The sequence below is a fragment of the Gordonia alkaliphila genome, from assembly GCF_039542465.1.
Lineage (GTDB): Bacteria > Actinomycetota > Actinomycetes > Mycobacteriales > Mycobacteriaceae > Gordonia > Gordonia alkaliphila.
The window spans coordinates 185,122-204,560 of record NZ_BAABIE010000003.1; the positions used below are offsets into that span (position 1 = coordinate 185,122).

Sequence of the window (19,439 nt, forward strand, 5' to 3'; positions counted from 1 at the left end):
ATCAGTTGAAGAACCCGCGACGGTGCGCGTTCCAGACCATGTCCTGCCAGTAGCCCCACGCGTGGGTGCCGTTGGCGTAGTAGGTCATCGGGTTCAGGCCCTGCAGGCGAGCGCCACCCTCGAAGGCCAGCGCCTGCGTCAGTGCCAGGATCTCCAGCGGGGTGCCCTTGAAGAGGTCGTCGCCGACATTCTGCGGGTAGTTGTACTTGCCGAACAGACCGTTGCCCGAGCCGATGTACAGCTTGAGGCCGTACATCCGGTTGATGAGCATGAACGGATCGTTCTGCGGCCAGCGCGGGCTCCACGGCGGGCCCCACATCGAGTCGACGTTCCACGGCGCCGGAGCGACGTCGAGCATCGCGACGCGCAGCATGGTGCGCATGCCGGGCGCGGTCAGGTAGTTGTAGCCCGAGAGCGAGGCGGCCGCGTAGAACAGGTCACGACGCTGCGCGGCGTGGGTCAGCGCGGCGTTACCGCCGGACGAGATGCCCATGATCGCGAACTTGCCGTTCTTGGTCGCGAGCTTCGGGACACCGCCGGTGCCCTTGCGCAGGTTGGTAGCGAGGCGCGTGATGACGCAGCCCCACTTATAGGTGCGCTGCTGGCCGTTGAAGTTCGACGGCGCATCCCAGTTGGTGTAGAAGCTCGCCGGGCCGCCGATGGGCTCGACGACGTTCACGCCGCGATCGGCGAGACGCTGGATGTTGGTCTGCTGCTCCCAGCCGCTGGTGCCGTACTCGGCACGCATGCCGTCGAGCATGATGACGGTGCGACGGTTACCGGGCTTGGACCAGATACGGACCTTCACCTTGCCGGGCGCCATGGACTTGTTGCCGAAGGCGCCGTTGGTCGGCATCCCGCAGGAGTCGGTCCAGTACGTCTTGCCGACGGCCGCGCTGGCTTCGCCGGTGCCAATCGTGGTGCCGATCAGGCCGACGGTGGTCGCCACGGCGATCAGGACCGCTGTCAGGCGACGGCCCCGCCACGGCTTCCTCTTAGCTTCACGCATTACTGCTCTCTTCCTTCGCTTACTCGATTGTCAGACCCTTCTCAGGTCCGACAACCGCCTCGTCCCGTGTCAGCAGTCTCCTGACTTGACACACGCCACACCCGTAACCGGATGGACGGAAGCCTATCCGCCTCGTTCCCACCACCGCAAAACAGTGACCTGGATCACAGTGTCGGTACTGGAATCAACGCCGCGGATCGCTCTCTGCATCACTGCGCACAGAGCCGTTCGCTATCAATACCATCGGGTAGCTGTGGAGCGACGTTACCGTTTCGAGATAGAAAATGCCCACTCAGTGAGCCGGATCACTTCTCATCCAGCTTGATCGGTTCCAAACCGCACCGCAAGATCTCGTACTCGGGCTGCCGCACGATCCGATAGCTGTTGAACTCGAAGGCCTGGCGCAGGTTGTGCCGGAACCGCGCGAACGACCACGTCTCCTTATAGGAGGCGAAGCGCGATTGAGTCATCGGGCACGTGAGCGCCACATTGGCCTGCCGCACCTCGATCGGGTCGATGTAGCCGGGCAGACCCGGACCACCCGCCACACCGCCGGTCTCCGCGATCACCCAGGCCGTCGGCAGATTCTTGTCGTGCCCGATACGTCCGTCCTCCAGACGCTCGGTGTGCGCGGCCAGCGGATAGGCCAGGCCCATCTGATCGATCACGCGGACGTCGAGCGGGGCGTTCATGCCCGTCATACCCAGGTTCAGGAAGTACAGGGTGGTCTGATTCCGCTTGTTCTCGGGCAGGTTCTTCCGGAGCTCGGCCACGTACCACTCGTCGTAGTTGCCGGAGGGCAGGATGATGCCGCCCTTCCCGTCGAGCTCCTCGATGCGCTCCATCATGGCGCGCATGCGCGGGTAGTCGAGATAGTCCTCGGCCGTGATCGGATTCTCGTTGGCCATGTTCGCCACATAGAAGCGCCGCTCGTCGACGATGCCGTCGCGGCCGATGTCCATGCCGGCGTCGGAGAGGACGTTCTGCGAGATCGCCGCGGCCCACCAGACCGTGCCGCCGACCACCAGGATGATGAACGCGGCCGCGGCGAGTCGCCAGCGCGCGAGCGCCGTGCGCGCGCTCGTCGGGATGGTCACCGGCACCACCATCAGCGGCAGCAGCAGAATGAACAGCGGGGCCAGCAGCACCCGGCCGTGCATGAAGTCGCCGCCCTGGCGCAGCCAGTACAGCGTCAGCAGGGTTCCGGCCACGGCCACGGTGATCACCACGGTGCTCGGCTGCTGCAGGCGCGCCTGGAAGTCGACCCATCGGGTGGCCCAGTTCCGGCTCTGCGAAGAGACCGGTTCCAGGATGTCCGGGATGTCGTCGGCGATGTGCGCGTGCGGGTCGATCTGCTCGGGATCGTGACTGCGCACGCGCGTGGCGATGACGACCGCGGCCACCAGCACCGCGAGGATCACCGGCAGCAGCAGGGTGTACGGACCGAACAGATTGCCCAGGTAGGTGAAGCCCTGGCCCCACTTGGCGCCGCTGGCGTCCTTGGCGATGGCCGGGTGCGGCACCAGAATCGCGTAGTAGCCCATGCGGAAGATCTGGTAGCCCACCGGCACCACCGCGGCGACGACGACCATCGACACCCGCAGCTTCCAGCCGATGGGAGCGCAGAAGAGCACCAGCAGCACGAGGCCGCCGAGGATGGTGATCTCCGGACGGATCAGCGGGGCCAGGCCGGCGAAGAAGGCGAGGAACAGGAAGGCGGCGTTCGCGCGCCAGTCCGTGCGTTCGCGGTCGCGCATCGCCCAGGCCAGGAACAGACACCACAGACAGGCGATCCAGAAGATCACCAGGCCGTTCTCCAGGCCGCTGGTCGCGAAGTCGCGGGCCGGCGGCAGCGCGATGTAGACCACCGAGCCGAGCGGAAGCAGCAGCGTCAGGGTCTTGGCGCCCGCGGTCCCCGCACCGAGGAAGCGGTTGCCGTAGAGCCGCGCGGTGCCGTACATCGCGATCGGGATCGCGGCGACCGAGAGGATCAGAGCGACCCACAGGACCACGTACTCCAGCTGCGCACCGGTGACCCAGCCCCAGAACGACAGCAGATAGGTCCACGCGGTGGAGGTGTTGGCCTCCACCCGCTCGCCCGCGTTGAACACCGGACCGTTGCCGGCGTAGAGATTGCGGATGGTGCGGAGCACGATCAGACCGTCGTCGGCGATCCAGCGACGCTGCCACGCACCGATCGCGAAGAACGTCGTAACCAGAGCCGTACCGATGAGCCAGCTCAGGCCCGGGACGAGAAGACGTCGGTCAGTGCGCCACCGACGGCCGGTGCGGCTGTCGGTGGCGGTATCGGCCTCGACCTCATCAGCCATAGACGGCGACCGCCACGAAGACGATCCAGGCGATCGCCAGGAACTGCAGGATCCGGTCGCCGAGGGCGATCTCCTCCGGCTCGCCGGCCGAACCGCCGTCGACGTCGACCGCGTAGCGCAGGATCGCGACGGTGAACGGCACCATCGAGATGGCGTACCAGACGTTCTGGCTGTGCTGGCCGTCGAAGGCCCACAGTCCGTAACAGAGCACCACGGCCGTGGCCGAGAGCGTCCACACGAAACGCAGGTAGGTGGTGGTGTAGTACTCGAGCGACTTGCGGATCTTGGCGCCGGTGCGTTCGGCCAGCTGCAGCTCGGCGTAACGCTTGCCCGCCGCCATGAACAGCGAACCGAAGGCCATCACCAGCAGGAACCAGCTCGACAGATCGATGTCGGCGGCCACGCCGCCGGCGATCGCGCGCAGCAGGAAGCCCGAGGAGACGATGCAGATGTCGACCACGGCCTGGTGCTTGAGGCCGAAGCAGTAGCCCAGCTGCACCACCAGGTACACGCCGATGGTGACGGCGGTCTGCCAATTGGCGATGAAGGCGATGCCCACCGAGGCGGCCATCAGGACCACCGCCAGCACGTAGGCCAGGTTCCGCGGCACCACGCCCGCGGCGATCGGGCGGAATCGCTTGGTGGGGTGGGCGCGGTCGGCTTCCACGTCGAGCGCGTCGTTGACCAGGTAGATCGACGACGCCGCGAGGCAGAACGCCACGAACGCGATGCCGACGTTGCCCATCTTGGCGGCGTCGGTCAGCGAGTCGCTGCCCGCGGCCAGCGGTGCAGCCAGCACCAGGACGTTCTTGACCCACTGTCGGGGTCGCATCGCCTTGATCAGGCCGGTGGCCAGATTCTTCGGCGGCCCGGTGACGGCGCCCTCGATCGGCTCCTCGCTCATCTGCTGTTCCTCACTTGTTCGACGCCGACGGCGCGAGCCGATCGATGTAAAGCTTGTCTGCCGCGATGACCGCACCGGCACTCGCCGCACCGATCACTGCACCCGCCGCTACATCGGAAGGGTAGTGGACGCCGAGCACCAGACGAGAAAGCAGCATGGGGGCGACGAGGGTCGCGGGCAGCACAGCAGGCGGAAGTCCGGCGGCGCGGCCGAGCAGAATCGCGGCCGCGGTGGTCGACGTGGCGTGGCTCGACGGGAAGCTGAGCTTGCTCGGCGTACTGACGCCGACGGCGATCAGCGGGTGGTTCGGACGCTTGCGGCGGACCACGCGCTTGATGATCACCGACGCCGCGTGCGCGCCGAACGCGCCGACGCCGGCCTCGATGTACTTGCGCTTGCGGTCCTCGTCGCCGGCCCGGTGCGCGAGCAGGGCGCCGGCGGCGGCCAGCCCCATCCAGCCGAGCGCGTGCTCGCCGAGGTGGCTGAGCCCGCGCGCGGCGGGCAGCACGCCGGGGCGGCCGGACAACGCCGACTGCACGCCGATCAGCACCAGTTCTTCACCGCGCGGGGCGCGATCGGCGCCCGTCACCGGGTCAGTCGATTCCGTAGACACGTGCCCAACTCTCCTTGCTGCCCAGTTCCTCGTGTGCCGCGCGGTACTGCGCCCGCATCTCGTCGAACCGGTCGCGCAGCTGCTTCTGCAACTGCGCCGACTCCTTGGCGAGCTCGAGCATCTTGTCGCGGTCGCGTTGGCGGTAGACCACGCCGCGGCCGTCGGCGGTGGTGACGGTCACGCCGTCGACCCGGCCCAGCGAGAACCAGCGGGCCTCCACCGGCGGGTAGTTGGCCTGCGGCACCTCGTGATGACGCGGATCGGCCGGGCGGGCGTTGTTCACCACGGCGCCCAGCAGGGCCTTGACCTTGGCGACCGGGCCCTTGGGCTCGTTGACGCCGAGGTGGGTGGCCTCACCCGAGGTGCGCGGCAGATCTTCCGCCGACGGCAGAACCACCGCGTCCGGGTAGTTCTTGCGGATCCCGGCGATCTTGCCGAGCGCGGTCGGCAGGATCTCGCGAATGTGGAACGGACCGGCCAGGAAGTCGCGCATCGCCTCGTTCTGAATGGCGACCGTCGAATACTCCAGGCACAGCAGGTGCTTGGCGGTGGCCTTGGCGTGCGAGCTCAGGATCCCGGCGATCGGGCCGTCGGTGTACAGCGAGGCCACCACCAGCCGGTTGCGCAGGTGGAAGTAGGCCTGCCAGTCGATGGCGTCGTCCTTGTCCGACCAGGCCATATGCCAGATCGCGATGCCGGGGACGGTCGCCGTCGGGTAGCCGGCGCGATCCGCGCGCAACGCGTACTCCCAGTCGTCCCACTTGATGAACAGCGGCAACGGCAGGCCGATCTCCTCCGCGCACACGCGCGGGATCATGCACATCCACCAGCCGTTGCCGTCGACGTCAATCCGACGATGCAGGTTCTTGGAGTTGTCCCGGTCGCTCAGCGGGTACTTCGCGAAGTCGTGGTCGTACTCGACGAACGGCGCCGCGGTCCACATGAAGCGATGCCGGTCGATCACCTCGCCCATGCAGTGCAGGTGGCTGCGGTCCTGCAGGTTCAGCATCTGACCGCCGACCAGCATCGGCTTCTTGGCGAAGCGCGACATGGCGAGGGCGCGCAGGATCGAGTCGGGCTCGATCATGATGTCGTCGTCCATGTACAGGACGTACGGGCTGTCGGTGAGCCGCAGCGCCTCGAACATGATGCGCGAGTAGCCGCCCGAGCCGCCCAGGTTGCCCTGGTTGAAGATGTGCAGGCGATCGCCCAGGGCGGCCGCGGCCGCGGTGTAACCGGGCTCGTCGACCACCTTGCGGGTGCCCTGGTCGGGCATGATCACGGCGTCGACGACGGCGTCGACCAGCGGGTCCGACGTCAGGGCGGCCAGCGCGGCCACCGCATCGGTGGGCCGGTTGAAGGTGGGGATGCCGACGGTCACGTTGGCCGAGCCCGCACCCTCGGGCACCTCGATCGGCGCGTACCAGCCGGCCGCCACGATCTCGGTGGCGTCGGTGGTGGTGACGTCGAACCAGATCCAGCCGCCGTCCTCGAACGGGCCGAGGTCGGTCTCGTACTCGAAGACGCCGCGGCCGTTCGCGTCGACCTGGACCAGGTCGCCGCCGATGGCGATGCGCGAGCCGTCGATCTTGGACCGGTACAGGTCCACGCGGGCGTTGCCGATCACCTCGATGCGCAGCACCACCGACGTCAGCACCGTCCAGCGACGCCAGTAGGAGGCGGCGAAGGCGTTGAAGTAGGTGGCGAAGCTGACCTCGGACTCGCCGCCGAGCCGCACGCTGGTGCGGTCCGGGGCGTGCGCCCGCGCCTCGTTGCGATCGGATTCGACCAGGTACAGCGAACGCACGTCCAGCGGCTCACCCGGTCGGGGGAAGATCACGCGCTGCAGCAGCGAGGTGGCTCGGCTGTCGGTCGCGGCCAGGTCGGTTGAAGTCATCTATCGTGCTCCGTCATTCCGCATCGGGTCAGTCCGCCAGCGGTGTGCCGTCACGCAGGTGCGGGGCCAGCGTGTTGTCGAACATGGTCAGCGCACTGGCGATGGCCATGTGCATGTCGAGGTACTGGTAGGTGCCCAGACGTCCGCCGAAGAGCACGCCGTTGGCAGCCGTCTCGGCCTTGGCCAGGTCGCGGTAGGCGGCGAGGCGGTCGCGGTCCTCGGGGGTGTTGATCGGGTAGTACGGCTCGTCGCTCCCGTCCGCGAAGCGACTGAACTCGCGCATGATGACGGTCTTGTCGGTCGGGTACTCGGTGCGCTCGGGGTGGAAGTGGCGGAACTCGTGGATCCGCGTGAACGGCACGTCGGCGTCGTTGTAGTTCATCACCGGGGTGCCCTGGAAGTCGCCGGTGTCGAGCACCTCGAGTTCGAAGTCGAGGGTGCGCCAGCCCAGGTCACCCGCGGAGTAGTCGAAGTAGCGGTCCAGCGGTCCGGTGTAGACCACCGGCGCGGACGGGTTGGCCGCGCGCAGCTCGTCGCGGACGTCGAACCAGTCGGTGTTCAGGGCGACGGTGATCTTGTCGTCGGCCGCCATGTTCTCCAGCCACGCGGTGTAGCCGTCGACCGGCAGTCCCTCGTAGGTGTCGCTGAAGTAGCGGTTGTCGAAGTTGTAGCGCACCGGCAGCCGGGTGATGTTGCCCGCCGGCAGGTTCTTCGGGTCGGTCTGCCACTGCTTGGCCGTGTAGTGCTTGATGAAGGCCTCGTAGAGCGGGCGGCCGATCAGGCTGATCGCCTTCTCTTCGAGGTTGTTCGCGTCGGCGGTGTCGATCTCGCTGGCCTGCTCGGCGATCAGCGCCCGGGCCTCGTCCGGGCTGAAGTAGCGGCCGAAGAACTGCGACACCAACCCGAGGCCCATCGGGAACTGGTAGGCCTGGCCGTCGTGCATGCAGAACACGCGGTGCTGGTAGCCGGTGAACGAGGTGAACCGGTTCACGTAGTCCCACACCCGCTGGTTGGAGGTGTGGAACAGGTGCGCCCCGTACATGTGCACCTCGATGCCGGTGGTCGGCTCGGGTTCGGAATAGGCGTTGCCGCCGAGGTGGTGGCGGCGTTCGACGACGAGGACCCGCTTACCGAGTTCGGTCGCGGCCCGCTCGGCCACGGTCAGGCCGAAGAATCCGGAACCGACCACGATCAGGTCGTAGGCGCTGTTATCGGTCACAACAGACCAGGCTATCGGACGGAACCTGAGTGTTGACCAAGGCGCGGCGGCCGATGGAGGTGGAGAAGGATCACTCCCGCCGCCCGGAACGGGCGGCGGGAGTGGTCGTGCAGCGAAGAGCCGGCCTCAGCCGAGCGCGTCGGCGGTCGGGAAGCCCAGGACCGCCAGGCCACCGCGGTCGAGGTAATCGGTGAAGGCGTCACCCAGTAGCGCCTTGGCGCCGGTGAGCGGGCTGTAGTAGATCACGCCGTTCTCCAGGATCTGCACCAGGCCGTGCATGCCCTTGCCGTCGACCACCAGTTCCGGCTTGGCGACGGTGCCCAGCGAACCCTGCGAGTTGTCACTGCGGTCCTTCGCGACCGTGCCCAGCGAACCCTGCGAGTTGTCACTGCGGTCCTTCGCGACCGTGCCCAGCGAACCCTGCGAGTTGTCGCTGCGGTCGAGGGCCACCTGCTTGGCGCCGAGGACGCCGAGTCCGGCGGAGATCATCTGCTCGATGACCGGCGTCAGCTGGCCGGCGGCACCGCTGAACTCACTGAGGCCGAGGGCCGACAGGTCCGGCAGATCGCCGGACATCAGTGCGGTCAACGGGCTCAGATCCAGGAAGTCGAGGGCACCGCCGCCCGGGTTCGTCGGGCCCACCGGTGGCTTGACGATCTTGGGCATGCTCTTCTGTCCGACCACGGAGAACCAGTCGGACTTGAGCTGCAGCTTCTGCCGCACCTCGTCGCCGGTGGCCTCCACGGTCCGGCTGCTGCCGACCACGCGGACCTTGCCCACGCGGCCGCTGCCCTCGCCGAGACCGTTGGCCTCGATCACTTCGAAGCTGCGGAGCGCGCCGACGCCGAACGCCGAAGCGATGCTGCCGGGACTGACCGTGGCGGTCCAGTTGTGGTTCGGGGAGACACGGTCGCCGGCGTCGACCACGGCCGGGAAGTCGCCGCCCGCGGTGTAGCCGCCGGTCGACGCCGAGAACTCGGTGAGCGCCGGCTTGCCGCCGCGCATCCGGACCTGACCTGCGGTGGCATCCGCGGCCCGATTGGTGCGGGGATCCTCGCCCGAGGCGCCGTGGTACACCTGCGACTGCTGGGTGTTGTTCATCTTGCGGCCCGCCGCGAGACCGGCCACGACGTAGGAGCGCGCCGCCACGGCCTGCGCCTTGAGCGCCTCGAAGCCGCCGGAGTCCGCCCACGCCGGGACCGACTCCTTGGGGATCACGCCCTTGACGTAGTCGTCGACCTTGACCTTGTTGGCCACCCCGTCCGGGCCGAAGCCCAGGGCGCCGCGGTACTTGCCGCCGTCGCAGAAGGTGAGAAGTTCATTGGCCGGGCGGTTGGGCCCGGCGTTGATCGGCTCCACCCACTGGGCGGGAACGGTCCGAACGACGGCGCCGTTGCACCCTTCGGTGATGGTGGCGTTGCCCCCGGACAGGCGCACTGCCTGTCCGGGAGCCACCGTCTGGCCAGCCACCTTGGCACCAGCGTCCGCGCGGACATGCACCGACTGCCGCTCGCTGAGCGAGACAGTGATGTCGGGGTTGTCCACCTTCCCCGCGGTCGTGTTGCCGTAGTAGTGACGCAGGATCTTGTCGGCATTCCAGCCTTGTTTGGCATAGCCGTAGGCGCCCCATTGGCCCATGCCGCGCCCGTGACCGTGACCCTTGCCGTTCAGAATCAGCGGAGAGTTCACGCTCAGTGCGACCCCCGTGTCCGGGAGCAACTGACTTCCACCCAGGGCGATTCCGCCGGCGGCCAACAACGGCGCCAGCCCCAGGGCGGCAAAGGTGAGAGTTCGCTTCTTAGCTCGGCCGGGTCGGGTCAGTGGCACTGCATTACCTCTTCGCGCGGGACCCCAGCTGCAGCCTGTGGCCCGTGTGATCAATGGGACTCATGTGACAGTAGTGATCACACGGCGAGGCGCACAAGCCGCCACGGTCACAACCGGGTCACGCTTGTCGAACACGCTTCGAACACCCCGGCGCCACTCCCCGCTCCCTCCCCCCGCCGACCCCTCCCCGCGTGTCGCGACCCTGACTGCGCCTCGCGCTCGGAGCCCGGGGAGCGAGGCGAGAGCAGGGTCGCGACACGCCAGAGGGGCGGTCGGGGGGTGGGGGGTGGGGGGGCGGGGGTGGGGTGGGTTAGAACCAGCGCTCGAGGACCTGGGCCAGGCCGTCCTCGTAGTTGGGCCGGGCCACTTCGTCGGCGGCGGCCAGGGCGGCTTCGTCGCCGTGGCCCATCGCCACGCCGAGGCCCGCCCAGACGAGCATCTCGATGTCGTTGGGCATGTCGCCGAAGGCGATCGGGGCCCGGCCGTCGACGTCGGTGTTGGCCGCGAGCCAGGCCAGACCGCTGGCCTTGTGGGTGTTCGGGACCGCGAGCTCGATCAGTCCGGTGCCGATCGAGTAGGTCACCTCGGCCAGACCGCCCAGGGCGGGCCGGAGCCGGTCCGCCATGTCGCGCGACGACATGCCGGGTACCCGGGCCAGCAGCTTCACCGCGGCCGCCTCGAACAGTTCATCGTCGCCGACCTGCACGTGGTCGGGGTTGAGCCAGGCGTGCTCGTAGCCCGCCGTCGCCACGAACTCCGGGGTGGCCGCGTCGCCGCGGCGACTGCCCACCGAGCCCACCCGCTCGGCGGCCAGACCCGCGCCCGGCAACCGTTCGGCGATCACCTCGCTCAGCGTGCGCAGCACCTCGGGCACCAGGGCGTTCACGTGCAGGATCTCGTCGGCGGCGACGTCGTAGACGATGGCGCCGTTGGCGCAGACGGCGTACCGGACCGCGGCCGACGAGTCGGCCAACTGATCGGCCACCTGCGGAATCCACCGCGGCGGGCGGCCGGTGGCCAACACCAACTCCACCCCGGCGCCGCGGGCCCGCTCCAGGGCGTTTCGCGTTCGGTCGGTCAAGCGCTCGTTGTCGTCGAGCAGCGTTCCGTCCACATCGGAGGCGATCATCGTCGGCGGTCCCCACGACTCGCGCGTCATCGACGTTTCCTTTCGTCTTCGGCGGCCTTCGCCGCACGCCGTCGGGCCTTCTCGGCTGCCTCGGCTTCTTCGATGGTCAGGGCCGCCCCCGGCGTCGGTGCGGAGCCGCCGAGCCGAGCGGGCAGCCAGTCGGCGCCGGTGGGCGCCTCCGGGTACTCCTCCTGGACCGCGCTCAGCAGCGCCGCCATCAGTTCCCGCAGATGCCCGGTGGCCGCGTCGACGTCGACGTCGGCTGGATATTCGAGCGGCGTCCCGAAGCGCACGTGGACCGGGATACGAGCGAACCCGATGCGCCGCCGGGTGCCCTTACTCCACTGCCGCTGCGCACCCCAGTGCGCGGCGGGCAGCACCGGCACCCCGGCCTCGGCCGCCATGCGCACCGCACCCGACTTGAACTCCTTGAGCTCGAAGCTGCGGCTGATGGTGGATTCCGGATACACCACGACGACGTTCCCGGCACGCAGCGAATCGACGGCCGCGTGGTACGCCGCGCCGCCCGCCGAACGGTCCACCGGGACCGACTGCGTGTGCGCCACCAGAAAACGCATCACCGGGACGTCGTTGAGCTCGGACTTGACCATGAAACGGCCGCGCCGACCGGCCCGCTTGAGCCCCAACGCCGGTGCGAGGAAGTCGGTGTAGCTGTTGTGATTGAGGGCCAGTACGAAACCGCCGGTCGCGGGGATGTTCGCCAGTCCGAAGTACTCGCGACGCATGCCCTGGGCACGCACCAGCGCCTCCGCGGTGAGCTCCAGTGTGCGATAGACCGGTTCCATGGCGACCCGCTGCGTCAGGCGTCTCCGGCGCTCTGCTCGCCGGCGGCCCGTCGAGCGGCCTTGGCCTCGGCGTCGGCCGCGTCCATCGCGTCGGCCTCGGCCAGCGTCGGTGCTCCGCCGCCCAGCCGGGCCGGCACCCAGAACTCGCCTGCCGGGTACGGGCCGTTCCACTCGGCGTACATCTCCTGCAGCTCCAGCAGCTTCGCCGACATGGAATCGTGCAGGCGCTGGGTGATCTCCTCGGCGGTACCGGTCGGCGCAATCGGCTCGGCCACCCCGATGGCGATCTTGAAGTTGTTGCGCCCCATGGCCTTCGGCTGACCCTTGGTCCAGATGCGCTGCGCGCCCCAGATCACCGTCGGGATGATCGGCGCACCGGAGTCGAGCGCCATCCGCGCCGCCCCCGACTTGAAGCCCTTGATCTCGAAGCTGCGGCTGATCGTCGCCTCGGGGTAGACGCCCACCAACTCGCCGTTGCGCAGGTAATCCACCGCCATCTGGTAGCTCTCGGCGCCGTTGCCGCGGTCCACCGGAATATGCCGCAGCGCCCGCATGATGGGGCCGCCGACCTTGTTGTCGAAGACTTCCTTCTTGGCCATGAAGCGCACCTTACGACGGCCCTGCAGGTGCGCGGGGATGCCCGCGAGCGTGAAGTCGAGGTAGCCGGTGTGGTTGATGGCCACCACGCCCGGTCCGTTCACCGGCACGTTCTCGACGCCGGAGATCTTGAACTTGAGGCCTTGGGCCAGCCACAGCGTCCGCGCTGCGCCGATCACCGTGTCGTATACGGGTTCCATGGCTGCCAGCCTAGTGCCCCGTGCTCGCGGGGCCTCAAGACAGCGGCAGGGTCGCGACGGGCTCGCCGATCATCTTGTCCGGGGTGGCCGCGTCACCGACGGTGAACGACACCGCGGTCGCACCGCCGATGTCGTGAATCACCGCGGTGGTCGACGGCGCGACGTCGGTCTCGGACATGGTGCCGGCCAGGCGCGGACCGTCGGGCCCGTCGAGCCACATCTGGTAGATCGTGCCGGGCGCCGGGCTCGGTACCTGGTTCATCACCAGAATGCCCTCGCCGGCCGTCGGCGAATAGGTGATCGTCGCCCGGCCTCCGGCGACGTCGCCGCTGGTGGTGCGCACGTCCGGTGCCGCGAAGATCTGCTCGGCCGTGGTCGGCGCGACCGGCTCGGCGTCGCCGCCGAGCGTGTACCCCAGCACCACGCCACCGGCGCCCAGAAGCACGGTGGCGGCCGCAGCGGCGGCGAACAGCCGGATTCGTCGAGGATCGCGCCGCGCCGGCTCGGCCGGAGCGGGAACGTCGTCGACGTCCTCGAGGAGCCGCGCGCGGAGGGCGGGCGGCGGCGGCACCGCGGTCGTCGCGCTGAGGTCCGCCAGGGCCTCGCGGATCGACGCCACCTCCGCGTCGAAATCGGCGCGCTCGGCGGTCGGCGCCTCGCGCAGCGCCCGAAGCAGCCGCGCGCGTTCGACGTCGTCGAGCGCGTCCACGGCGAACAGCGCCGCGAGTTCGCGGGGGTCGAGATCATCGCTCACCGCCCAGACACCCCCTCAGCCTCTTCAGTCCGTCGCGGATCCGGCTCTTCACCGTCGGAAGAGCCACGGTCAGTTGCTCGGCCACCTCCCGATAGGTGAGGCCGTCGTAGTACGCGAGGCTGACCGCCTCCAGCTGCAGATCGGTCAGCGTGTCGAAGCAGTCGCGGGCCCGCTGCGCCTCGTCGCGCGCGAGCACCTCGGTCTCCAGGTCGCCGGTCTCGGCGACGAACTCGTCCCGGCCGTACCGCGATTCCCGGTCCGACGCCGACGTCTCCGCGCGCACCCGATCGACGGCACGACGATGCCCGAGGGTGAGCAACCACGAAAGCGGGCTGCCGCGCTCGGGACGAAAAGTTCCGGCGTCCCGCCAGACCTGCAGGTACACCTCCTGGGTGACCTCTTCGCTGTAACCCCGATCGCGGAGGACCCGCAGCACCAGGCCGTAGACGCGCGCGCTGGTGCGGTCGTACAGCTCGGCGAAGGCCGCGCGGTCGCCGTCGGCCACCTGGGATAGCAGATCCTCGAGTTCAGCGACGTCGGTGCTCACGTCTCGCTCTCTCTCGGGGCGCCCCGTCGGTCGCGACGGCAGCGGTGCAGTGCACCCCAGCCTATCCGGACCGAGCACGGCGGTCATGATTAACCCGGCCCGCCGCGCGTCGCCGGCTTGTCCAGTCGCAGCTGGTAGACGTCCAAGTAGCCGGAGCGGAAGCCCGCCTCCGAGTAGGCCAGATAGAAGGTCCACATCCGCTCGAAGACGGCGTCGAAGCCCAGCCGGCCGATCGTCACGGACTGGGCGAGGAAGCGTTCGCGCCACAGCCGCAGGGTTCGCGCATAGTGGCGTCCCATCGCGAGTTCATCGGTCATCGTCAGATCCGTTTCGGTGGCGACGACGTCGCGCAGGGCCTCGATCGACGGCAGCTGTCCGCCCGGGAAGATGTACTTGTGCACCCAGGTGTACGTCGATCCGGAGGCCAGCATGCGGTCGTGCGGCATGGTGATCACCTGGATGGCCGCCTTCCCGCCGGGCGCGAGGACCCGCTGCACGGTCTGGAAGTACTCCGGCCAGTATTCGCGGCCGACCGCCTCGAGCATCTCCACCGAGACCACGGCGTCGTACTCGCCGTCGACCAGCCGATAGTCGAGCAGGTCGACGCGGACCTGCTCGGCGTAGCCCGCGGCGGCGATGCGGGTGCGCGCCAGGTCGCGCTGCTCGCTGGAGAGCGTCAGCGACCGCACCCGGGCCCCGCGTTCGGCCGCGCGCAGGCACAGCTCTCCCCACCCGGTGCCGATCTCGAGCAGGCGGGTGCCCGGCCCCACCTCGGCCTGGTCCAGGAGGCGGTCGATCTTCGCGCGCTGGGCATCGGCCAGATCGCCCCAGGTCGCCGTATCGGCCGCCGCGTCGGTGCCGAAGTAGGCGCTCGAATAGCTGAGGGTCTCGTCGAGGAAGGCGCCGAACAGGTCGTTGGACAGGTCGTAGTGGCGCGCGATGTTCGACCGGGTGTTCGCGACGGTGTTGCGTTCGCCGTCCGGGTGTCCGGGCAGCACCAGCGAACGCAGTTTCTGCAGGGGCGCGGGCACCAGGTCGGCGACGCGCTCGGCGAACGGTGTGAGCACGCCCACCAGATCGTCGGTGGTCCAGTCGCCGGCCATGAACGCTTCGCCGAAACCGATCAGACCGTCCGATCCGATCCGCTGATAGAGGGCCTGCGGGTCGCGAATGATCATGCGCGGCAGCACTTCTCCCGAACGCGGGGAGCCCGACCGGGTTCGGTCTCGACGCGCCCGCGGGTATTCGATGGACACCGGGAGACGGCGGGTCGCCGTTGCGAAGAGCCGTGCCGCGGCCAGGGCGCGCAGCCGCCCGCCCCGGGGTGCGGCGACGTCCGGCCACCGCGCCGGATCGACGCGGACCTCGGCGTGGTTGCAGCAGTCGTTGATCGTCATCGGGTCTGTCCTCTCGGGGTGGTCGGGGTGGTCGGGGTCGTCGGGACTTCGGGTCGGGGCTGTACGCGGAGCCCGCGGGCCCACAGCCGGACGCCGTGGATCCGGATGCGCAGCGAGACCAGCCACGGGGCGAGCGGCGCGCGGAGTTGGGCACGCAGGACGGCGGCAGTCGTGGCCGGCTGCGCGACGCCGCGCAAGGTGGCGGTGAACGGCGGCTGCCCGGGGCGCTCCAGCGTGATCGCCACGTGCACGCGTCCGTCGGCGTCCGGTTCGGGGAGCAGCAGGCGATAGCGGCCGGAGACGTCGTTGAACGGGGAGACGTAGAACTCCTTGTCCACCGCGGCGCGGCCGGCGTCGTCGGTGTGAACGAGGTAGCAGTGCCGCTGGCCGTAGGTGTTGTGCACTTCGGCCACCACGCAGCGCAGAGCGCCGGAACTGTCGTGGCACCAGAACACCGACAGCGGATTGAACACGTACCCGGCCACTCGCGGCGACAGCAGCGCGGTGACCGGCCCGTCGACGGCGCGTTCACCCGTCGCGGCGAGGTACTCGTCGAGCCGCTGCCGCAGCGTCGCGCCCGGCGTGCTCGCCTGCGGGAAGTGGTCGTCGGCCCGGAAGCGGGCGGTCCAGCGCAGTCCGCGCGGCAGCACGGGGAGGCGGTCGGCGTCGACCAGCCAGCTCAGGCTCGAATGCGCGAACCGATGGTCCACCGGTTCCCGGCGCGCATGTCGGATCCGGGTGTAGACCAGCGACGGCACCGGGGCGGTCATCGGGACACCTCCGTCCGTCCGAGAGTCGGCTCGTCCGGCCAGACCCCGCCGAACCGGCGAGCGGCCCGCTCCCCGGACGCGGCGCCGTCTTCGTGGAAGCCCCACCCGTGGTAGGCGCCGGCGAAGACGATCGCCGAGGTATCGATGTCCGGCAATCGCCGCTGCGCCGCGACCGACGTCGTGTCGTACACCGGGTGCTCGTAGGTCATCGACGCGAGCACCGTCGCCGGGTCGACGAGGTCGGTCCGCCCCATGGTGACCAGGTAGCGCGGCCGCCCCGGGGCCTCCGGGCCGTGCGGCAGGCGCATGAGCCGAGTGAGGTCGTAGGTCACGGCGACCTCGGAACCGTCGTCGCGGATCTGGTAGTTCCAAGATGCCCGCGCCCGCCGCGCTCGCGGCAGCAGCGTCTGGTCCGTGTGCAGCACGGCCGGCTTCGCGGCGTAACGCAGGTCGCCCAGCACCTGCGTCTGCAGGTCCGACGGCGAGGCGAGCAACGCCAGCGCCTGACCGGAGTGGGTCGCCACCACGGCGGCGTCGAAGGTGCACCGCTCCCCCGCCGCCGTCAGCTCCACGCCGCCGCCGACTTCGCGCAGCCCCGTCACCGGCGTGCTGCACGCGATGCGCCCGCCCCGCGCGCGGACCCGCGCGGCCACCGCCTCGACGTAGACCTGCGATCCACCGGTCACCGTCCGCCACTGCGGCGAACCGAAGACCGACAGCATGCCGTGGTGGGCGAGGAACTCGAACAGGTAGCGCGCCGGATACTGCTCGGCCGTGTCGGCGTCGCACGACCACACGGCCGCGACCAGGGGGTACAAGAAGTTGTCGCGGAAGTAGCGGGACAGGCGGGCCCGCTCGACGAACACCCCGAGCGGCTCGTCGTCGCCGGGATCGTCGAGCACCGCCTGCGCGAGCCGGTGGAAGCGCTTCACCTCCGCGAGCATCCAGAGATAGCGGCCGCGCGTCAGGTTGCGCCACGTCGGAAACAGCCCGGCGGCACCGAGCGCTCCCGCGTACTCCAGGCCGGTGAACTCGGACCGGACCGACATCGACATGTCGGTGTCCCCGGTGGCCACGCCGAGGTGCTCGAAGAGTCGGAGCAGGGTGGGATAGGTCCGGTCGTTGTGCACGAGAAAGGCGGTGTCGACGGCCACGTCCGCGCCGTCCGGGGCGACGACCGTCTGCGTGTGCGCGTGTCCGCCCAGCCGGTCGTCGGCTTCCAGCAGCGTCACCTCGTGGCGCTGGGACAGGAGAAACGCTGAGGTCAGACCCGCGACGCCGCTGCCGATCACGGCGATCCGACCCGATGACGATGCCAAGCTGTGTTCCATCACGCGAAGGCATTCGGCGCCGACACCCAGCCGGATGGGTCCGTCCCATCCGCGCGGCTCGCGGTTCCGAATGCCCTGTGCACCCACCGCGCCAACGAGAGGATGTCCGACGATGAGCATCACGTATTCGAGCACCGTCGACGCGCCGTGCGAGGAGGTCTTCGCCTGGCACGCGCGGCCCGGCGCACTGCACCGTCTGCTGCCGCCGTGGCAGCCGATGCGCGCACTAACCGAGTCGTCGTCGTTGGCCGACGGCCGGGCACTGCTGGGTCTGCCGGGTGGGCTGCGCTGGTGTGCGCAGCATCGGGCCGACGACCATCGGCCCCCGCACCGCTTCGTCGACGAGCGGATCACCGTCGATGCGCGCACGGCTCCCGCAGCGCTGTCCGGCGGCTGGCGCCACGAGCACGAGTTCCTTCCGGAACCCGGCGAGCGGACGCGGATGACCGATCGGGTCACCACGGTGGTCCCGGGCGCAGCCCTGCGCTCGACGTTCCGGTTCCGGCACCGCCAGGTGGCCGACGACCTCGCCCGACACGCGCAGGCGCGCGACGCCGGCCTCGAGCCCCGGGTCATCGCGGTGACCGGGGCGTCGGGCCTGGTGGGCACCCAGCTGTGCGCCTTCCTGACCACCGGCGGGCACCGGGTGATCCGGCTGGTGCGGCGACCGGCGAACGGCCCCGACGAGCGAACCTGGAACCCGGACGCGCCCGCCGCCGACCTGCTGACCGGGGTCGACGCCGTGATCCATCTGGCCGGAGCACCGATCGCCGGTCGTTTCACCGATCGGCACAAGGCGGCGATCCGAGACAGTCGCGTCGGGCCCACGCGGCGGCTGGCCGAGCTCGCCGCCGCCCGCACCGGAGTGGTGTTCGTCAGTGCTTCCGCGATCGGCTTCTACGGTCACGCCCGTCCCGGCGAGGAACTCGACGAACAGGCCGCGGCCGGCGACGACTTCCTGGCACACATCGTGCAGCAGTGGGAGGAGGCCACCGCCCCGGCCGCCACGGCCGGGCTGCGCACCGTGCAGGTGCGCACCGGAATCGTGCAGAGTCCGCTGGGCGGCACCCTGGGACTGCAGCGGCCGATCTTCGCGGCCGGGCTGGGCGGACCGCTCGGGGGCGGCCACCAGGTCCTGTCGTGGATCGACCTCGACGATCTGATCGACGTCTATCACCGCGCCCTGTACGACGACGGTCTCCGCGGCCCGGTGAACGCCGTTGCCCCGCAGCCGGCCAGTGCCAACGAGTACGCCGACACGCTGGCGCACGTACTCCGTCGTCCCGCACTGCTCCGGGTCCCCGAGTTCGGCCCGCAGCTGCTGTTGGGCCGCCAGGGCGCGCGCGAACTGGCCCTCGCCGATCAGGCCGTGTTCCCCGCGATCCTGCACGAATGCGGGCACCGTTTCCGCCGTCCGACGCTCACCGAATGCCTCGGCCACCAGCTGGGCAAGGCCTGACCTTCTCGATCCCCGACCTCGTCGGCTAGTCCAGGGAAACGGGCTCTACCGCGACCTGGTGCAGAGCGGCACGATCTCACTGAGCCCGCCGGTGGTGGGCGAGGTGAGGTAGGTGCAGTCCGACTGCCCGGCCCGCGCGATCGCCGCGCGGACCGACTTCCACTGGCTGCGATCAAGGGCCGGCGTGCGGGAGAGCACGAAGCCCGACCGGCGACTCGGATCGGTCACCACCGCCCACGAATAGTCCGGGTCCAGACCCACCACGATGTAGTTGGGCACCGTCTCCGACTCTCCCCAGTTCGGGACGCCCGGAAACCGGACGCGGAGTTGGGCGCCGGTGGCACGGTCCAGGACCTTCGCCCGACCGGTGATGGTGTTGGGGGTGCCGGCCCAGGTGGTGCACGAATTCTGCACGCGCACTTCGCCGTTCCCGGCGAGCGAGTACTCGGCCTTGGTGTCGCGGGCGCACACGAGATTGAACGGCGCCGGCACCGCGGCGAGCTGACGCCACGTCCCCAGATACCGGTCGAGCTCCACCTTCGGCACCGGCTTCGGGCCGGCGGCCGCGGTGCCGACGCCGGCACCGGACAGCAGTGTCACGGCGAGCAGAGCGGACGTGAGGGTTCGACGAGCGATGCGCATGATGGGGT

17 protein-coding genes are annotated in these 19,439 nt (G+C 69.6%); 1 reads left to right on the forward strand and 16 read right to left on the reverse strand.

What is annotated here, in order from left to right; genetic code table 11:
• Window position 1 precedes the first annotated feature (1 nt).
• The 15 genes from ABD989_RS04695 to ABD989_RS04765 all read right to left on the reverse strand — a co-directional run bounded on the left by ABD989_RS04695 (window position 2) and on the right by ABD989_RS04765 (window position 17,330).
• Window positions 2–1,009 (reverse strand): alpha/beta hydrolase, encoded by a 1,008-nt coding sequence (locus ABD989_RS04695; protein WP_345312605.1) that lies wholly within the window; start codon window positions 1,007–1,009, stop codon window positions 2–4.
• Between the two features lie 305 nt (window positions 1,010–1,314).
• Window positions 1,315–3,339 carry an arabinofuranosyltransferase AftB family protein gene (locus ABD989_RS04700; RefSeq protein WP_345312606.1) on the reverse strand — a complete coding sequence of 675 codons (2,025 nt, stop codon included), beginning with the start codon at window positions 3,337–3,339 and terminating at the stop codon, window positions 1,315–1,317.
• Window positions 3,332–4,243 (reverse strand): decaprenyl-phosphate phosphoribosyltransferase, encoded by a 912-nt coding sequence (locus tag ABD989_RS04705; protein ID WP_246993369.1) that lies wholly within the window; start codon window positions 4,241–4,243, stop codon window positions 3,332–3,334. Before ABD989_RS04705 ends, ABD989_RS04700 begins: the two co-directional genes overlap by 8 nt.
• Window positions 4,244–4,253: 10 nt before the next feature.
• Window positions 4,254–4,856, reverse strand: a complete 603-nt coding sequence (locus ABD989_RS04710; protein ID WP_246993367.1) for a phosphatase PAP2 family protein — start codon at window positions 4,854–4,856, stop codon at window positions 4,254–4,256.
• Entirely contained in the window at window positions 4,837–6,753 is a 1,917-nt protein-coding gene (locus ABD989_RS04715) for a glycosyltransferase (protein ID WP_246993365.1), read from the reverse strand. Before ABD989_RS04715 ends, ABD989_RS04710 begins: the two co-directional genes overlap by 20 nt.
• A gap of 28 nt (window positions 6,754–6,781) precedes the next feature.
• Window positions 6,782–7,972 (reverse strand): UDP-galactopyranose mutase, encoded by a 1,191-nt coding sequence (gene glf / locus ABD989_RS04720; RefSeq protein ID WP_345312607.1) that lies wholly within the window; start codon window positions 7,970–7,972, stop codon window positions 6,782–6,784.
• 126 nt (window positions 7,973–8,098) lie between these two features.
• A complete protein-coding gene (locus ABD989_RS04725) occupies window positions 8,099–9,799 on the reverse strand; it encodes a SpoIID/LytB domain-containing protein (protein WP_345312608.1) in 1,701 nt (566 codons plus the stop codon).
• 310 nt (window positions 9,800–10,109) lie between these two features.
• The gene (locus ABD989_RS04730) at window positions 10,110–10,958 is read right to left on the reverse strand and encodes an HAD family hydrolase (RefSeq protein ID WP_345312609.1); all 849 of its coding nucleotides are present in this window, start codon (window positions 10,956–10,958) and stop codon (window positions 10,110–10,112) included.
• Window positions 10,955–11,734 (reverse strand): lysophospholipid acyltransferase family protein, encoded by a 780-nt coding sequence (locus ABD989_RS04735; protein WP_246993359.1) that lies wholly within the window; start codon window positions 11,732–11,734, stop codon window positions 10,955–10,957. Before ABD989_RS04735 ends, ABD989_RS04730 begins: the two co-directional genes overlap by 4 nt.
• A 14-nt stretch (window positions 11,735–11,748) precedes the next feature.
• Window positions 11,749–12,531, reverse strand: a complete 783-nt coding sequence (locus ABD989_RS04740; protein ID WP_345312610.1) for a lysophospholipid acyltransferase family protein — start codon at window positions 12,529–12,531, stop codon at window positions 11,749–11,751.
• Between the two features lie 34 nt (window positions 12,532–12,565).
• Window positions 12,566–13,285 carry an anti-sigma factor gene (locus ABD989_RS04745; RefSeq protein WP_345312611.1) on the reverse strand — a complete coding sequence of 240 codons (720 nt, stop codon included), beginning with the start codon at window positions 13,283–13,285 and terminating at the stop codon, window positions 12,566–12,568.
• Entirely contained in the window at window positions 13,275–13,832 is a 558-nt protein-coding gene (gene sigK, locus ABD989_RS04750; protein WP_246993353.1) for an ECF RNA polymerase sigma factor SigK, read from the reverse strand. The genes ABD989_RS04745 and sigK overlap by 11 nt, the downstream gene beginning before the upstream one ends.
• A gap of 89 nt (window positions 13,833–13,921) precedes the next feature.
• Complete coding sequence (locus ABD989_RS04755) at window positions 13,922–15,229, reverse strand: class I SAM-dependent methyltransferase (RefSeq protein ID WP_345312612.1); 1,308 nt, start codon at window positions 15,227–15,229, stop codon at window positions 13,922–13,924.
• Window positions 15,226–15,999, reverse strand: a complete 774-nt coding sequence (locus tag ABD989_RS04760) for a DUF1365 domain-containing protein (RefSeq protein WP_345312613.1) — start codon at window positions 15,997–15,999, stop codon at window positions 15,226–15,228. Before ABD989_RS04760 ends, ABD989_RS04755 begins: the two co-directional genes overlap by 4 nt.
• Complete coding sequence (locus tag ABD989_RS04765; RefSeq protein WP_345312720.1) at window positions 15,996–17,330, reverse strand: NAD(P)/FAD-dependent oxidoreductase; 1,335 nt, start codon at window positions 17,328–17,330, stop codon at window positions 15,996–15,998. Before ABD989_RS04765 ends, ABD989_RS04760 begins: the two co-directional genes overlap by 4 nt.
• 112 nt (window positions 17,331–17,442) lie before the next feature.
• On the opposite strand from ABD989_RS04765, the gene ABD989_RS04770 reads away from it, so the two are divergent.
• Window positions 17,443–18,789, forward strand: coding sequence for a TIGR01777 family oxidoreductase (locus ABD989_RS04770; RefSeq protein ID WP_345312614.1), 1,347 nt, complete (start codon window positions 17,443–17,445; stop codon window positions 18,787–18,789).
• 45 nt (window positions 18,790–18,834) lie between these two features.
• Here ABD989_RS04770 and ABD989_RS04775 read toward each other — a convergent pair whose 3' ends face one another.
• Window positions 18,835–19,431 (reverse strand): lipocalin family protein, encoded by a 597-nt coding sequence (locus ABD989_RS04775; protein ID WP_345312615.1) that lies wholly within the window; start codon window positions 19,429–19,431, stop codon window positions 18,835–18,837.
• Window positions 19,432–19,439 lie beyond the last annotated feature (8 nt).

Excerpts from the sequence above, each read along its gene's own strand:
- ABD989_RS04695 (WP_345312605.1), bottom strand. The coding sequence starts at position 1,009 with ATGCGTGAAGCTAAGAGGAAGCCGTGGCGGGGCCGTCGCCTGACAGCG.
- ABD989_RS04700 (WP_345312606.1), bottom strand. The coding sequence starts at position 3,339 with ATGGCTGATGAGGTCGAGGCCGATACCGCCACCGACAGCCGCACCGGC.
- ABD989_RS04705 (WP_246993369.1), bottom strand. The coding sequence starts at position 4,243 with ATGAGCGAGGAGCCGATCGAGGGCGCCGTCACCGGGCCGCCGAAGAAT.
- ABD989_RS04715 (WP_246993365.1), bottom strand. The coding sequence starts at position 6,753 with ATGACTTCAACCGACCTGGCCGCGACCGACAGCCGAGCCACCTCGCTG.
- ABD989_RS04730 (WP_345312609.1), bottom strand. The coding sequence starts at position 10,958 with ATGACGCGCGAGTCGTGGGGACCGCCGACGATGATCGCCTCCGATGTG.
- ABD989_RS04735 (WP_246993359.1), bottom strand. The coding sequence starts at position 11,734 with ATGGAACCGGTCTATCGCACACTGGAGCTCACCGCGGAGGCGCTGGTG.
- ABD989_RS04740 (WP_345312610.1), bottom strand. The coding sequence starts at position 12,531 with ATGGAACCCGTATACGACACGGTGATCGGCGCAGCGCGGACGCTGTGG.
- ABD989_RS04755 (WP_345312612.1), bottom strand. The coding sequence starts at position 15,229 with ATGACGATCAACGACTGCTGCAACCACGCCGAGGTCCGCGTCGATCCG.
- ABD989_RS04760 (WP_345312613.1), bottom strand. The coding sequence starts at position 15,999 with ATGACCGCCCCGGTGCCGTCGCTGGTCTACACCCGGATCCGACATGCG.
- ABD989_RS04765 (WP_345312720.1), bottom strand. The coding sequence starts at position 17,330 with ATGGAACACAGCTTGGCATCGTCATCGGGTCGGATCGCCGTGATCGGC.
- ABD989_RS04770 (WP_345312614.1), top strand. The coding sequence starts at position 17,443 with ATGAGCATCACGTATTCGAGCACCGTCGACGCGCCGTGCGAGGAGGTC.
- ABD989_RS04775 (WP_345312615.1), bottom strand. The coding sequence starts at position 19,431 with ATGCGCATCGCTCGTCGAACCCTCACGTCCGCTCTGCTCGCCGTGACA.